Origin of the sequence: Chryseobacterium potabilaquae (assembly GCF_902728265.1) — a bacterium.
Taxonomy (GTDB): Bacteria; Bacteroidota; Bacteroidia; order Flavobacteriales; family Weeksellaceae; genus Chryseobacterium; species Chryseobacterium potabilaquae.
In genome coordinates, this window is sequence record NZ_CACVBR010000003.1 from 1 (window position 1) to 16,659 (window position 16,659).

Consider the following 16,659-nt stretch of genomic DNA (forward strand, 5'->3'; position numbering starts at 1 on the left):
AATAATTACAACAAAAATATTTTCAAAAAAAAATAGACTATTTATAAAAAAAATAAAGCTATCAATCACATAAAAATTATCACTCCCTAATCAAAAAAAGCTCTGGAAAATAATTTTCCAGAGCTTTTTAATAATTATAAAATTGAAAAGTTTCTTTTAATTAAATTTTTTGGAAGCCACTTTTGAATCATCCAAATTGTAATATTTTATTACTGCATTATAATCATTATAATCGACCGAAGTTGTACCTTTAGCTTGAGACGCCGGCACCAATACAATTCTAAAAGTTTGATTATTTAAAAACTGGTTGGCTTCAGTAGAAGTCATTGTGGATAGATCAAAGCTAGGATCGATATAAACCTCCACTTGTTGCGAACTGAAAAGAGCATTATAGTCAAGTTCTCTCCCTGCACTTAAAAAATACGTTTTAGGTATAAGCTGCCATGCATTATTTAAATTTACATCTCTTCTATATACTAATACTACGTCAGTAGATTGGATATTGATATTTTGAGTAAATCCATAGTTATTTGCACTAGTGAAGGTTCCTGTCACATCTGTCATCTTAGCAATAGTATCACCATCTCCCACATAAGTGGTATTATCCCTATTATCACAACTATACATAAATAATGTTGCAAGCGCCAAAAATAGAAATGGAAGTATTTTTTTCATTTTTATAAAAGTTTAGTTTATTCATAATTTATATTCAAATCATATACCAAAAAGTTCCAAAAACTTTCTCTTCATTATTTTTTAGTTGTATTTTTGTTCATATTCTAAAGTTATGATGAAATTCAGTTACTCTTGCCTGATCATATGCTTACTTATGAGCTCAAAAATTATGGCACAGTATCAACCAAAAGACTTTTCACCGACTGACCTTCAAAGGGCTCATCAATGGGTCGAAAAAACATATCAATCGCTTTCTCAAGATGAAAAATTAGGTCAGCTTTTCATTGTTGCTCTTTACACTAATAAAGGTGAAAATGAAATCAATAATGTAAGAAATATAGTCATCAATGATAAAATCGGAGGACTCATTTTGATGCAGGATGATGCCGCAAGAGAGATAAACTTGGTTAATGAATTCCAGCAAAAATCTAAAGTTCCTTTGATGATAGGAATGGATGCTGAATGGGGCCTATTTCAGAGAATTGCCACAGCTCACAAATTTCCATGGGCGATGACCTTAGGAGCAATTCAAGATAAGAATTTAATTTATCAAATGGCTACCAAAATTGCAGAAGACTGCCACAGAATGGGCATCAATTGGGATTTTGCTCCGGTGGTTGATGTGAATACCAATCCTAATAATCCTATCATCGGCAACAGAAGCTTCGGCTCTGAGGTAAGTAATGTCATCACTTCTGCGCTTGCCTATTCAAATGGATTACAAGATCATCATATTCTCGCAGCTATCAAACATTTTCCAGGACATGGTGATACCGACACTGATTCTCATCTCGATTTGCCGGTTGTTTCTCATGATTTAGATAGGCTTAATAATATTGAACTGGCACCGTTTAAAGCCTTAGTGAATAAAGGAATTGGAGGGGTGATGGTTGCCCATTTATATGTTCCTAATTTAGAATCTGGTAAAGGCATTCCAGCTTCTGTGTCTAAAAATATCATCACTAACTTATTAAAAGAGAAATTAGGATATAAAGGATTGATTATTACAGATGCTCTCAATATGGGCGCTGTTGCGAACAAATATAAACCGGGAGAATTAGATGCAATGGCTTTTAAAGCAGGCAATGATATCATGCTTTTTTCACAAGGAGTTTCAGAAGGTAAGAGATTAATTCAAAAAGCTCTTGATGAAGGAGAGATTGCCCCTTCAAGATTAGAAGAAAGTGTAAAGAAAATTTTATTAACAAAATACTTTTTAGGATTAGAGAAATATACGCCAAAAAGTCCTGAAAATATTAACTATGATTTGAATAATGATTCTCATAAAGATTTAGCTCAATCCCTTTATTCTAATGCATTAACATTAATAAAAGATAATAAAAAGCTTCTTCCGCTTTCTGACAACCAGATTTATTACGTACCATTAGAAGAAGCTCCTTATCAAGCTTTTGCTAATGAACTGGGAAAAAATATCATGATGAAAAAAGCCAATGAAATCAACTCTATTCCGGCACATTCTACTGTTATTATTGGTCTTCATAAAGATAACTCGACAGCATACAAACCTTATAAAATATCGTTAGAGTCTAAAAACATTATTAGTCGTTTAGCAAAAAATCAAAAAGTTATATTGACCGTTTTTGGCAGTGCTTATGCATTAAAAGATATTGACATATCTCCAATTTCTACGGTATTAATTTCCTATGAAAACAATGATGATTCGATGATATCAACAGCTAAAGCATTAAAAGGAGAAACAAAAATATGGGGTCGGCTTCCGGTTTTAGTCAATGATCAATTAAAAACTGGAATGGGAATTGATTTAGTTCCTAAAACAACTATGTCAAATACGAGCGAAAGTTCAAAAGTATTTACAACATCAAAATAAAAATAAAGCAATGAAAATAGGTATACTTTGCTATCCCACATATGGTGGAAGTGGAATTGTGGCAACAGAATTAGGAATGTCACTAGCCAATAAGGGATATGAAGTTCATTTTATAAGTTCTGCCCTTCCTGCAAGATTAGATATCACCAATCCTAATATCTTCTTCCATAGAGTAAATGTTCAAACCTATCCTCTTTTTCAATATCAACCCTATGATATTGCTTTAAGTTCGATGATTTATCGTGTTGTAAATCTTTACAAACTGGATTTATTACATGCCCATTATGCCATTCCTTATGCCTATGCAGCATTTACAGCAAAACAAATGCTTCAGGAAGATCATAATGACATCCCTTTGGTAACTACACTTCATGGAACTGATATTACTCTTGTCGGGCAACATCCTAGCTATAAACATGCAGTAGAGTTTTCAATCAATAAATCAGATACCATTACTTCCGTTTCCGAAAGTTTGAAAAAAGATACTCTTCAGTTCTTTACTATTAAAAAAGAGATTCAAGTTATTACCAACTTTATTGACAATTCTGAATTTGATGATTGTAATGAATGTCAAAGAACTCAGTTTGCCAATCCAGATGAAAAAATCTTGATTCACGTCTCCAATTTAAGACCAGTAAAAAGGGTTGAGGAAGTTTTACAAATTTTTAAAAATGTTCAAAAGCAAGTCAAATCAAAACTTATTATTATCGGTGAAGGACCAGATATGGAGAAAGTTAACCAGTTTTTAGAGGAAAATCCGGAATTGATATCTAAAATCCGGCTTCTTGGAAAGGTTAATGACTTATATAGAATTCTTCAGCTTTCGGATGTATTTTTACTTCCTTCGGAACAGGAAAGTTTTGGTTTAGCTGCCTTAGAAGCAATGGCAGCTTATACGCCGGTTATCAGCTCGAATGCCGGTGGAATACCTGAGGTTAATATCCAAGGGGAAACCGGATTCTTGGCAGAGATTGGAAATGTGGAAGCAATGAGTAATTATACAATCAAACTACTTAGCAATGATGAACTTTTATCTCAAATGAAGAAAAATGCGAAAGAACAAGCTGTAAAATTTGATTTGAAAAACATTCTTCCTATATATGAAGAAATGTATAGAACAACCATAGAAAATTTTAAAAAGGAGCTCACAAAAGTATAATGATTCTGGTATATTTGCGGCACGCTTATGACAGAAAAACTACTTCAATACCTTTGGAACTATAAGATATTTAACAATTTTGACTTCAAAGATATTGATGGCAATGCCATTGAAATATTAGAGTTTGGTACATGGAATACAGATGCCGGCCCAGATTTCCTTAGAGCAATAATTAAAATTAACGGGTTAGTTTTAGCAGGAAATATTGAGCTTCATGTCAAGTCATCCGATTGGATATTTCATCATCACTCAAAAGATCCTAACTATAAAAATATGATTTTGCATGTCGTTTTTTATAACGACATAGATATAGATGAATTAAAAATAAAGAATGTTCCCACTCTTGAACTAAAACACCATATAGATGAAAAGATCATTGATAAATATGGAAAACTAGTCAATGAGAGTCACTTTATTGCCTGTGAAAATGTTTTTTCAAAAAATGCAATTCCTATCCATTTTCATGAACAAAATATTCTAAAAAAACTCGAAGAGAAATCATTAGAGCTAGAAAAAAGCTTAGAAAAATATACTTATAATTTTGAAGCTGTTCTTTTTCACAATCTCGCGTATTCCTTTGGTTTAAAGGTAAATGCTTTACTATTTAAACAAATAGCAGAAAATGTTGATTTTAGTATCATCAATAAAATAAGACAAAATGTAACTCAACTGGAAGCGTTACTATTTGGAATTTCCGGTTGGTTGGATACTCCACAAGACCACCAAATGCAAATATGGAAAAGAGAATTTGATTTTATAAAAGTAAAGTTTAAAATTTCAGATATTATAATTCATCCTAAGTTTTTAAGATTAAGACCTCCCAATTTCCCCACTATTCGGTTATCTCAATTAGCCAATCTCTACCATACTCATCAAAATTTATTTTCTAAAATTATTCACACAAAAAATTCAAGTGAATTATTTGACATTTTTAGTAAAATAAAAGCGACTGAATACTGGAACAATCATTTTAATTTTGGTAAGATATCAAAAGTTGATCAGCCCAAGGGATTAAGTAAAGATTTTATAGAATTAATTATTCTTAATACAGTTCTTCCGCTGAAATATAAGTATCAGCAATATCAAGGAGAAGATAATATAGATACAATATTAGATTTTTACAAAAGTATTTCTGCTGAAAAAAATTCAATTATTAATAATTGGAGACAACTTGGTCTGAAAACCAAAAATGCATTGGAAAGCCAAAGTCTGATTTATCACTTCAGACATTCGTGTGAAACAAAAAAATGCTTAAATTGCGGCATTGGATTAAAAATTTTAAAAGAGTCAGCAAATGTTTGATAATATTCGCTATAAAATGGAAAGAGAATGGTTCGGCGTTCTCACAAGAATGGGAACAAAATTGGGAATTCCGGTTTCTAAATTGCGCCTTTTCTTCATTTATTCTATATTTGCAACAGCAGGTTTTTTCTTCCTAATTTATCTTGCATTGGCTTTTATTCTTTGGATAAAAGATATGTTTATTACGAGAAGACCTAATGTTTTTGATCTATAATTATGGAATTTTTGCAAATTACAGCTTCCGATGACTATCGGCTCGAGCAAATCTACAGCTCATACTCTACCACTTTTCCGGAAGATGAGAGACGAGAATGGATAAAATTTAGTCAATTATTAAATAATCCCCAAGCTAAAATAATCTCCGTTTTACATGAGTCCCAAAATATTGGATATCTTATTATTTGGGAGCTCAGCCAATTTGTATTTGTGGAGCATTTTGAGGTTTTTTTAGAATTTAGAAGTCAAAAACTAGGTTCTTTGATTACTCAATTTTTATTTGCAAACTATCCTAGAATCATTTTAGAAATAGAACCGGGACATTTAGGAGAAGAATGCCAACGAAGATATTCTTTTTATACAAAAAATGGTTTTACTATTATTGATGAAATGTATATACAACCAAGCTATGGAGAAGGTAAAAAAGACCTCAATCTATGGCTATTAGCAAACTATTCTCCTGAAAATTTAAAAGAGACCAAAGAAGAAATTTATGATACTGTGTATCGCTAAAATATAAAATCCGAAGAACTAACTTCGGATTTTTTAATTGCATATCGATTTGTAATTTTGTTGACTGCCTGAATATTTAATTCACTTGATATTCTAACTTAATTGTAATACTTGCTTCTTTTTCTTTTGAGGAAGTATTAAACGTTCCTCCGTAAGAATAATCTTCATTAGAATTAGGTGCCGTGATCTGAATTACACCCATCGTTGCTTTTTTAAGATTACCTAGACTACTTCCTGAGTTTTCAGCAATTTTCTCGGCACGCTCCTTAGCATCTTTAGTAGCCGAAGCTATCATTTCTTGTTTTACAGTTGCTAGTTTTGTATAAAAATAGGAAGGAGAAGAAGAAGTAAATTCAATTCCTCGGTTGATAATCTCTGTAATATTTCTAGAAAGATTCTCAATTTTAGCGACTTCTTTGCTTTCAATAGAAACTTTTTGGCTCAGATTATATCCCGAAAATTCTCCTTGAACATAATTTCCATTAGAGTCATTATAGCTTCTGAATTGCTTTTGAATATCTACCGACGAAAAAACAATTTCATCTTGCTTTATCCCTTTTGATAAAAGATAATCATTAATAACTTTTCGGTCCATAGCCAATTCATCATAAGCAGATTTTAAATCAAAATTATTTTTAGAAAAGCTACCGGACCAAGTAATCAGATCTGACGTAAATTGTTTCGTCCCTAAACCTGTAACCGAAATAGTATTCTCAGATTTATTTCTATTTTTTATAGCATTTCCTAAAAGCCCTAGACCAATAATAAACCCTAGAGCTCCCACTGCAATGGCAATAATATTTTTATTCATAAAATTGGTTATTAACGATTCATATTAAGAAGAATACATCAATTCTCATTCCAAATTTTAAGATTTTTTAACAAATTTATTATTCCTTTTTTACTTCAATCTTTTTAAAAATACCGGAACAATTTCTTCCATTTTGAGTAAAGCTCCTGAAAGATTTTTAGCTTTGACATACGTTCGAACTTGAGGAGTTTCCAAAAATGAAAATTCTATAAACTCTGAAATTCTTTCCCCAGGAATTCCCATACTTATAAAATAATCATCATCTATTCTCTTGCGAATCCAGTTAATATGTTCTTGTAAGTCATCATATCTATATTGCCGCTTTTGCCTTCTCGCTTTTCCACTGATTAAATCATAGGCACCCTGAACATTCAAATTACCCAAAAGTATTGGTAATAAAACCTGCTTTATTTCGGCAGGCTTTTCTCGCATCTTTCCTACCGGCTGTGGAAGTCCAACGGCTCTTCCAACAATTTCTCCTTTATCCACCTTTGCTACCGCTCTTGAATCTTTTGTTAAATCTCCGGTTATTTTATTTACTTTTACTTCTTCAATATCCTGAGCCACTCTTATAAGAGAAATCACGAGTTGAGAATTAATTCCATCTGGAAGAACCTTCCTGGAAGCTCTTTCAAAACCAGTTCTTACAAACCTAAGTTCATCATATGCAAAAGCATCAATAGAGAATACACCCTCTGCATTGCTATATACTTTTTGATCTGTTGACATATTAACAACAATAACTCCTGGCAAGCTTATACCATCCTCATCTGTTATTCTCCCAGACACTTTCTGTTGTGAAAATGTATTAATATAAATAAAATAAGGAATAATATATAGAATCCATTTCATTGAATCTTTCATCCTATTTATTTTGATGTTTGTGGACTACGATAAGAAGCTACTCTCGAAAGAACAGCCCCCTGAAACCTATACATATCAGTATCACTGCAGAACCCATATTTTAAAATATTTTTTCTTTCAAATCCTCCTGCAAGCACATAAAAAATAAAATGCTGAATATTGGCTTTATCGATTTTAAGATCTGTAAAATAGGTATCTCCAAGATTCACTTTAATATAGTTCATCAAATCTATATCATCCCATTTATTTTTAACTTTACCCACTGAAAAACCTTGCCCTTTGGGCTGTACAAACTCTCCGGATCTTGCCGCTAAAATTCTGGGATCAGATTTGCGAACTATATACCGATCAATCTCATTAATCAGCTTCTCTACTTTTTTAGGTTTATTAAGATTTTTGACATCCATCTTTAAATCTCCTGTAATTCCTTTTTTTATTTCAACCTCAGCAATGAGAGTGGCTGCTTTTATCAGTATAATATTGATGGGTACATTATTATTTTCGGAAGTAATTTTTTTATTAATACGTTCATATCCTAATTTTACAAAACGAAGTTCATCTCCTACTTTTCCTGAAATCATAAAATGACCATCATTATTTGTCATCGCTCTTTCATCAGTTCTAATGTTAATTACTGTTACATCCGGTATTTCAACTCCGTCTTCGGAATCTACTTTTCCAAAAATATAACTTTGAGCATTGATTTTGAAGAAGAAAATAATGAATAAAATAAATAGTAGTTTAATTTTCACGGGCAGTTTTTTATAAAACAAAGCTAAAATTATTTTCATAGCAAATGATAAGTTTAACCACAGTTAACTTGTTTTAGGATTTATTTTAAGGTTTTGAATAATAAAATTGTTAAATACGGAATCTAAATTGTTAAAATCTCACCTGAAATTTAATTAACTTGCAGTTTCAATACGATCATACCATGCCAAATTCTTACACAGTTATCAATGCTTCTGCGGGTTCAGGAAAAACTTATGCTCTCGTTCAGAAACTTCTGATGATCTGTCTTCGTTATCCCAATCAGCAACAATCGATCAGAAATATATTGGCTCTTACCTTCACCAATAAGGCGGCTAATGAAATGAAAGAAAGAATTTTATCCTGGTTAGGAAATTTCACTGATGATCATTTTGCTGAAAATGCTGATTTAAAAAATATTCAGACTGTATTTGAGAGTGAAGGGTTAAAAATAACTATTGAAGAGCTTCATCACCGTTCAAAAAAACTATTGGATTATATACTTCACAATTATTCAACATTGAACATCGGTACTATAGACCGATTCAACTCCAGGCTGGTAAGAAGTTTTTCTTATGAATTGGGCCTTGCAAAAAACTTCAATCTTGAAATTGAAGCTGAACCATTTTTGATTGAAGCCGTTGACAAAATGCTTGATCAAATAGGTGATAATGAAGTTATTTCCAGCTCTTTTATGGATTATATTGACTATAGCCTTGAGAATAATGAAAGAATTAATCTCAATAAAAGTCTTTATGATTCTGCTAAAGAATTTGTAAAAGACATTCACTATGAGCACCTTAAAAACAACAGTAGTTTTGACACAACTCATTATGAAAACATAAAAAATCTTCTTCGGAAAGAGATTATATTAAATAAAAAAAAATCGGTTGAAATTACCACAAACTCTATTGAATTATTTAAGTCAAAAAATATTGAAATTGAAGATTTTGCTCAAGGTAAAAATGGTATAGGAGGATTCTTTACAAAGGTATTGGATTTTTATCAACAAAAAAGATCCGGTTTTCCTTTTCCCACCACGCAAGAAGAATCTGTAGCCAACAATTATAAAAAAGGAGCTTCTGCAAAGTCTAAAAACAAAGAGCCCGAAATTTTTGAAATTCTGGATCAACTTTTGGCCAACAGAATGCAATTAATTCTCCTTTATATTGAAACTCAAAAAAAAGAAAAAATTTTATCGGCTCTTTTACCTTTAAAAGTAAATAAAGATATTCAGGATGAATTGAAAAAGATTGAAGAAGAAAATGATCTTGTCTTACTTTCAAAGTTTAACATTCTTATCAATGAAAATCTTCGGAACGAACCTTCTGCATTTATCTACGAAAAGGTAGGATCCCAATTCCAACATTATTTTTTTGATGAATTTCAAGATACTTCAGAATTACAATGGCAAAATTTTATTCCACTAAGAGATCATAGTGTTTCCATTGAAAATACATCATTTACATTAGTCGGCGATCCTAAGCAGAGTATATATCGATTCCGAGGAGGAGAAAGTAAATTGATGTTGGATATTATTAATAAAAAAGAAATTTCTCCTAAAGACGCTGAGGTTTTAATCTTAAAAGATAACTGGCGTAGTTCAAAAAACATTGTACAATTCAATAATGAGCTTTATCAATTTTATACGAACTACTTAGAAGAAGAGCATAAAAATATCTTTGGAATTGATGCCCAACAAAATCCAAAATCTAATATGGAAGGGCGTGTAAAGGTAAACCTCATTGAGAATATGACTCAAGAGGATTTTTATAATGATACTTCGGAAAGAATGCAAAAAGATATCCAAGAATGTTTAAATAATGGATTCAGATTTTCGGATATAACTATTCTATGTCGTGGAAACTTTGATATTTTTAGCTACTCTCAAAAATTAGGAAGCTTGAAAGTCGAGTATAAAGGAAAAGAGACGAATATTAGAACCATTTCTGAAAAAGGGCTTACTTTACAATTATCAGATACCTTAAAAGCCATTATTGAGTTTCTCAAATGGGAAACCAATCCGAGAAATAAACCTAATTTAATTATGATGATGTATTATCTGAACAAATTAGGAAGGGTAAATATATCCGATTTCACATTAGAAATGACCAAGATATTGGAAATTGAATCTCATGATGAACTTCTCCAATTCCTTCAAGACAACTATTCATTACGACTTAAACAGCAACACTTTCCAAGATTTAATCTATATAATTTCATAGAATATTACATCAATGAATTTTCCATAGAAAATAAAGAAACCGACTTTCTTCTTAACTTTTTGGAAATGCTTTTTAACTTTACTCAAAATGCAGGAGCCAGTACAAAAGAGTTTTTAAAATACTGGGATGAAGAAGCATCTTCTTATACTATACAAGCTTCGGAAAATATTGACGCCATACAAATTATGACTATTCATAAGGCCAAAGGATTAGAATTCCCTATTGTATTTATCCCCATGATAAATAAAAATAGAGATTCTGAATTTACGAGTTGGTTTGATACTAATAAAGATTCCGCTTTGACATCGGTTAACATCAATCAGTTTAATAAAAATTTGGAAGTTTATGATGTCGAAATTGAAAAATTCAACCGACAAAACTCGTATAAAAACTTTATTGACAGATTATGTTTGCAGTATGTAGCCACCACTCGTCCTGTGGAACAACTTTTCTTTTATGTTCAAAAAGCCAATAAAACGTCTAATAATCTGGAACTTTTAGAGTTTTTGCAATCTAAAAATACAGAGAATCTCAATGAATTTGATTTATATAACGTTAATTCGGAAATACTAAAGAAACATTCTAAGGAAAAATATTCATCATTTAAAACAAAAGATATCCAAAGTCTGAAAAATATTTCAGAAACGAGTACTTCAATAAAAATTGCTACTCCCTCAAAAAATTACCGCGTAAAAAACGAAAAAGTAAGAATTGGTCTTTTTGTACATGAATTGTTATCAAAAATAAATACACAAAAAGATATTCAAAAAGTATTGGAAAGGTATGTTTTGGATGGGCATATCACGATGGAAGAAAAAGATGAAATTCAAGAAAAACTGCAACACATTATCAAGACATATGCTGAATTTTTTGATGAAAAATGGGAGGTTATTAATGAAAAAGACATTATGATTTCTCAAAATGGAAAAAGTAAAATATTTAGACCTGATCGAATTTTAAAAGGAACTGAAGGATATATTATTGTAGATTTTAAAACTGGGGAAGAAACAGAAAAAAATATAAAACAGATTGAGAACTATAAAGATATTTTGGAAAACCTAGGACTGAAAGTTCTGAAAACGCAATTAATCTATTTATGACAATCCTCCACAAAGTGGATAAGTTATATATTTTCGGCGACACCTTTGGTGTCGCCGAAAATTTTATGATATTCTAGTATATTATTACGCTTGTGCATCGGGAACAAAAACTCTTTGAGCTAGTTCCTGATCAAAAAGATATAAGGCAGAAGGATTCTCATTCACCATTTTAATTTTAGTAACATACTGAGAAGCACTAGCCTCTTCTTCTACTTGTTCATTAATAAACCACTGAAGAAAAGAAGTCGTTGCAAAATCGCCTTCTTCATTGGCATTTTTCACTATATTAAAAATAAACTTCGTCACTTTCTTCTCATGTTCCAATGCTTTTTCAAAAATTTCTATTGCATTATTGAACTCATGTGGTGGTTTTGCAATTTCTCCTATGATGATTTCGCCTCCTACATCATTCAAATAATCAAACATTTTATCTGCATGCATTAACTCTTCTTTGCTCTGAACTCTGAAATAATTTGCAATTCCATCAAGATCTCTTGCTGAAAACCAAGCCGACATAGAAAGGTAATATTGTGCAGCGTATTGTTCGTGAGCTATTTGTTCGTTAATTAATTGAGCTATTTTTTCGCTTATCATAAGTATAAATTTGTAGTCAAAATTAGCGAATAAAACCCCGAAATCAAAAGATTTAATAAAATTTAATATAATAGGGTGGAATAAATCCCACCCTATTATTATATTAAAAAATCAAAATTACGGGTTATTAATTTACCGCTGGAGTTCCTGCATTCATTGGTGCATTCATCACTGTGCCTCTTCTTTGCTTCATCATCATTGCTTTTTTGCCATCCATTTTAGTTTTTCTATCCGCTTGCCACTTCGTATACTGTTCTGGAGTTAAAATATTCTTCATATCAGCATCCATTTGAGCTTTTTTAGCTTTCATTTGCTCCATTTTTGCTTGTCTTGAATCTTTGTTCTTATCAAAATCGGCCTTCATTTCTGCTTTTCTTTTTTCGTGAAGTGCTTTAATTTGAGTAACTTGAGTTGGGTTCAAATTGAGATCTTTTTGCATTTGAGCTAAATGATCATCTTCTTTTTGTTGCATTTTTTGCTGAAATTCAGCTCTCTTTGCTTGTCTATCTTGAGGAGTTGTTTGTTGTGCCATTGCTACACTTCCCATTCCAATAAATGCTATTGCTAAAACTAATTTTTTCATCTTTAAAAAATTTTTAAATATTTGTTATACATCTTTTTGATTATAGAACAAAACAGAAGTTAAAGTCTAAAATTCATAAAAAATGTTAAATTTAAATATCATTTTCTTAAAAAAAGAGCAGATTTCACAATCTGCCCTCACACCACTTAAATATCAAATCAGAAAATTAATTATTGGCTAATTTTCCTCTAAATCCTGAACTCTTCCTTTCGCTCCCTGTACTTTGTTGTCTTGGTACAGAATTTCCGTTTTCTTGTCTAAAACCGCCTCCATTATTAAACCCTCTAAAACCGCCGTTATCATTTCTTCTTTTAGATTCCTCTCTTCTCACCTCATTATTTCCTCTAAATCCATTATTCATTCTATTGTTATCAGCACTTCCTCTAAACCCTCTATTATTTCTGAAATCATTATTATAAGATTCATTTTTTACATTATTATTGCTTTGAGTTCGAAAGCCAGAATTTCCATTTCTAACGGGTCCTCTAAAACCATTTCCTTCTCTGCTGCTTGTCTTCACAATATTAAAAGTAGGATTATTTGCTCTACGGAAACTTACTCTCTCTACTCTATACACATTAATATTTACATTTCTGTAGCGAGGGATTGGTCTGTATATAGGAACATAGTGAGTTCTCCTATAATTTTGAAAATATACCACAGGGCTATACCCCCGATAAAAGTTATTTTGGAAAACAACAAAAACTCTTGGTCCCATAATTCTTTCTAATGCATAGAATCTGTCATAGTACCAACGATCCGGATTATATCCATAAAAGTTATTCCAAGCTGAGAAACTTACGTATAGATTATTTAGTCTTACAATTTGATCAACCTGCCAACGTGATAATCTATTTTGGGTGAAAAAGACATTCCAATTGACATTGACAATACTGTTTCTATAATCGTTATAATAACTTTGATAATAATCCTGAGGATAATAATCTTGAGGATAATTATAGTAATAATCATCAGGGAAATAGTTTTGGTCATCTTGATCAGAATAACTGCCCTCGTTTTGATAATATCCATCATCCCCCCATCCGTTGTTTGGATACTGCTGAGCAAACGATAAAGTTGCTAAGCTCAAAGTAAATCCAAAAAATATATTTTTCATTCCTTAGTTGTTAATTAGTTAATACATAGTCAAATATCTCTATTCTATCTTTTTGATATAAATACAAAAAAGAAGTTAAATCTTTTGATAAAACTTCTTCAAACCAACACTTAAACAACTGATAATCAAATGTTAAATTTATACCCGCCCACTATCTTTTATCCAATGGGCTATTTTTTGATTAAACAGTTTCTTTTGCTTTAGATCTTCAAGACTCAGATGCATTCTATACCGCCAATAATGAGGAAAAACAGCAGGATTGTTAATACGCTCGTTATCCATGTTCGGATTAATAAGCTCTAGATCCGTTGCAAAAAATTCTTGAATAGGAAAAATAGCCAGCATGGCATCAGTATACAAATGTTGTTTCATGATGATTTCGGAGAGATGAGTATTCAATTCTTCAGGCACTTTACCTTCTTGACCTAGTTGTTGATTAAAATATTTCTGAGTTAATTCCAAATCTTCGCTCCACCATTGTCTTAGTGTAGAACTATCGTGTGAAGAGGCAGTAACTACATTCAGATAGGTTGCATTTTTAGGATTATGGAAAGGGATATTTTCCGATGGCATACGCTGAACTTTCAAAGCAATAATAGCCAATTCATCCATTACAACAGGAACGCAATCCGGAACCAGACCTAAATCTTCTCCACAAATCAACATTTTGGTCGAATTAAGTATCATGGGAAGTTTTTCCATCCCTTTTTTATACCATAAATGATCATGTCTTCTAAAGAAATAATCATGATAAAGGTCATTGATAGAATTTTTTTCCTCATCTGAAAGATACTTGAATGAGTCTGTATTATAGACATTAAATCTTGGATGATATACGGTTTCTCCTTCTTTTTCTTCCGGTAAAAACAATACATTCGCACAAAGAGATATTAATTGTTCCTCAATTGGCCCTCGAGGATTTTTTTTAAAGAAATCTGTTAGTTTTCTTTGCGTATTAAATTCCTTTTTAAATGAATAGTTTCCATTATCATTATGAAGGAACTCGAGTGCTTTACCACTATCTTCTCCAAAATAATTCCAAAGAATCTGATTGTTGATAAAAGGTTTACAATATCTATCATAATTAAAAGGGATCCCCAACGCATTAAACTCTTCCCAAACAATAGGAACCGCCGGATAAAAGTACCCTAAAATCCCTTGTGTGGCAGAGATAGGCATTCTCCAAATTCTAAAAAAACCTAAAATATGATCAATCCTCATCGCATCAAAATACTGTTCCAATGCTTGAAACCTATTCTTCCACCATTTATAATTGTCTGCTTTCATCGCCTCCCAATTATAGGTGGGAAATTCCCAATTTTGACCTAATTCGGTAAATTGATCAGGAGGTGCACCTGCTTGAAAGTCCATACCAAATAATTCTGGTTCTGTCCAAGCTTCCACAGAATATCTATAAATACCAATTGGTAAATCTCCTTTTAAAGAAACACTCACACTGTGTGTATAATTAACGGCTTCAGTCAACTGCTTATGGAGCTGATATTGTACCCAAGCGTGGAGCATAGAAGAATCATAATCTTTGCTTTGGCTCGTAAAAAAATGAGAAGCTTCTTTTGGAATATATTTTTTATGCGTTTCCCATGCGTTGAAATTGGGCGTTTTATACAGGTCTCTTAACACACAAAATGCAGAATATGGAATCAACCATTTTTCATTCTCCTGAATGAACTTTCTGAAATCTTCATCTTTATAGATATTATCTTTCTCCGCATTGAAAATAAGTTTTATATATTTCCATTTTCCTGCTATCATTTTCTCATAGTCAATAAGCTCAAGAGAATTTAAAGTATCTTTTTCAAGTTGGTATTCTTTGATAATTTCTTTAGGCAGAGAAAAATCAAGATTTTCCAATGATATATATTGTGGATGAAGGGCATATACCGAAACAGCAGCATAAGGATAAGAGTCTGTCCAAGAGTAATTGGCTGTGGTATCATTAATTGGTAATATTTGAATAATTCCTAAATTAGTCTCTCTAGCCCAATCTGCTAGTTTTTTTATATCTAAAAATTCCCCAACTCCAAAACCGTCTTTACTTCTCAATGAAAATATAGGAACAGCCACTCCTGCTTCATGATACATCTGATATAGCTTGAAGCGGAAATAATGATTCGAATTAATGTGTAGAATATCTTTATTGTGATTAGGAAGAGTAAATCTATTATTCCCAGTTTCTACATCTATTACTTTTCCCGTTTCTTTATCGTAAATACAATATTTAAATTGAATAAATTCCTTCTCAGTGATTTCGACTCCCACTTCCCAAATTCCGAAATCGGTTTGTGATAAATGAATTACTTTTTCATAATCCCAATTTCCTAAAGAAACAGTATTTCCAAACATGACAATTTTCCAATTCGGATTATAGATTGGAGCCTCAAGACGGAATAAATGAGTATGATTCTCTAAAATGGTTATTTTCTCAGGAATAAATGGGCTAAGTTTATTATGGAAGATTTTATTATTTAGATAATTTTCAGGAAAGTTTTTATTGTTCCATTCATCAAAAATGACAAACTCTTCGTAATTATGAGGAAGATTAAGGTAATGTACAGCATATTCTTCCCTCAAAACATTTTCTTTTTCATCTATTAGCTGATATTTATAAGAAATTGCCCTTGAAAAGTAATCTATTTCACACTTCCACACTCCATTTTCTATATAAAACATTATATGAGGCTTATCGGTAAATCCGGCATCATTAATCACTAATCGCAAGCTCTCTCCTACTTTCACATTATAATCTACATTAAAATATAGCTTCATTTAGATTTTTTTTATAAAAATACATTTTAATCATGAAAAATAAAACTTATCCCCTATAGACTTATAACAAAAAAACCTCTCCAAATAAGGAAAGGTTTAATAATTATAATTAAA

General features: G+C 31.4%; 14 protein-coding genes. 6 read left to right on the top strand and 8 right to left on the bottom strand.

Annotation, left to right across the window (positions count from 1 at the left end):
• Positions 1-156 precede the first annotated feature (156 nt).
• Positions 157-675: a hypothetical protein gene (locus CHRY9293_RS02550; RefSeq protein WP_162031476.1), complete on the bottom strand. Its 519-nt coding sequence runs from the start codon at positions 673-675 to the stop codon at positions 157-159.
• 112 nt (positions 676-787) lie between these two features.
• Between CHRY9293_RS02550 and CHRY9293_RS02555 the strand changes: the two genes are divergently transcribed.
• From CHRY9293_RS02555 to CHRY9293_RS02575, 5 genes are read left to right on the top strand one after another with little or no spacing between them, the layout of a single operon-like run.
• Entirely contained in the window at positions 788-2,524 is a 1,737-nt protein-coding gene (locus CHRY9293_RS02555) for a glycoside hydrolase family 3 protein (RefSeq protein ID WP_162031477.1), read from the top strand.
• Between the two features lie 10 nt (positions 2,525-2,534).
• Entirely contained in the window at positions 2,535-3,683 is a 1,149-nt protein-coding gene (gene bshA / locus CHRY9293_RS02560) for an N-acetyl-alpha-D-glucosaminyl L-malate synthase BshA (protein WP_122546035.1), read from the top strand.
• A gap of 27 nt (positions 3,684-3,710) precedes the next feature.
• Entirely contained in the window at positions 3,711-4,985 is a 1,275-nt protein-coding gene (locus CHRY9293_RS02565; protein WP_162031478.1) for a DUF2851 family protein, read from the top strand.
• Positions 4,978-5,199, top strand: a complete 222-nt coding sequence (locus CHRY9293_RS02570) for a PspC family transcriptional regulator (protein ID WP_122546033.1) — start codon at positions 4,978-4,980, stop codon at positions 5,197-5,199. Before CHRY9293_RS02565 ends, CHRY9293_RS02570 begins: the two co-directional genes overlap by 8 nt.
• 2 nt (positions 5,200-5,201) lie before the next feature.
• On the top strand, positions 5,202-5,714 hold the full coding sequence (locus CHRY9293_RS02575) for a GNAT family N-acetyltransferase (RefSeq protein ID WP_162031479.1): 513 nt from the start codon (positions 5,202-5,204) through the stop codon (positions 5,712-5,714).
• A 76-nt stretch (positions 5,715-5,790) separates the two neighbouring features.
• Here the strand turns inward: CHRY9293_RS02575 and CHRY9293_RS02580 are convergent, their stop codons facing one another.
• The 3 genes from CHRY9293_RS02580 to CHRY9293_RS02590 all read right to left on the bottom strand — a co-directional run bounded on the left by CHRY9293_RS02580 (position 5,791) and on the right by CHRY9293_RS02590 (position 8,180).
• On the bottom strand, positions 5,791-6,525 hold the full coding sequence (locus CHRY9293_RS02580) for an SIMPL domain-containing protein (RefSeq protein ID WP_162031480.1): 735 nt from the start codon (positions 6,523-6,525) through the stop codon (positions 5,791-5,793).
• 90 nt (positions 6,526-6,615) lie between these two features.
• Positions 6,616-7,389 (bottom strand): carboxypeptidase-like regulatory domain-containing protein, encoded by a 774-nt coding sequence (locus tag CHRY9293_RS02585; protein WP_228455447.1) that lies wholly within the window; start codon positions 7,387-7,389, stop codon positions 6,616-6,618.
• A 5-nt stretch (positions 7,390-7,394) separates the two neighbouring features.
• Positions 7,395-8,180: a carboxypeptidase-like regulatory domain-containing protein gene (locus tag CHRY9293_RS02590; RefSeq protein ID WP_228455448.1), complete on the bottom strand. Its 786-nt coding sequence runs from the start codon at positions 8,178-8,180 to the stop codon at positions 7,395-7,397.
• A gap of 143 nt (positions 8,181-8,323) precedes the next feature.
• Here CHRY9293_RS02590 and CHRY9293_RS02595 point away from each other — a divergent pair, with 143 nt between their 5' ends.
• Complete coding sequence (locus CHRY9293_RS02595; RefSeq protein ID WP_162031481.1) at positions 8,324-11,464, top strand: UvrD-helicase domain-containing protein; 3,141 nt, start codon at positions 8,324-8,326, stop codon at positions 11,462-11,464.
• An 84-nt stretch (positions 11,465-11,548) separates the two neighbouring features.
• Here the strand turns inward: CHRY9293_RS02595 and CHRY9293_RS02600 are convergent, their stop codons facing one another.
• The 4 genes from CHRY9293_RS02600 to CHRY9293_RS02615 form a co-directional block, all read right to left on the bottom strand.
• Positions 11,549-12,058: a ferritin gene (locus CHRY9293_RS02600; RefSeq protein ID WP_122546029.1), complete on the bottom strand. Its 510-nt coding sequence runs from the start codon at positions 12,056-12,058 to the stop codon at positions 11,549-11,551.
• Positions 12,059-12,185: 127 nt separating this feature from the next.
• On the bottom strand, positions 12,186-12,641 hold the full coding sequence (locus tag CHRY9293_RS02605; RefSeq protein ID WP_162031482.1) for a hypothetical protein: 456 nt from the start codon (positions 12,639-12,641) through the stop codon (positions 12,186-12,188).
• Between the two features lie 166 nt (positions 12,642-12,807).
• On the bottom strand, positions 12,808-13,758 hold the full coding sequence (locus tag CHRY9293_RS02610) for a hypothetical protein (protein WP_162031483.1): 951 nt from the start codon (positions 13,756-13,758) through the stop codon (positions 12,808-12,810).
• A gap of 138 nt (positions 13,759-13,896) precedes the next feature.
• Complete coding sequence (locus tag CHRY9293_RS02615) at positions 13,897-16,545, bottom strand: 4-alpha-glucanotransferase (protein ID WP_162031484.1); 2,649 nt, start codon at positions 16,543-16,545, stop codon at positions 13,897-13,899.
• Positions 16,546-16,659 lie beyond the last annotated feature (114 nt).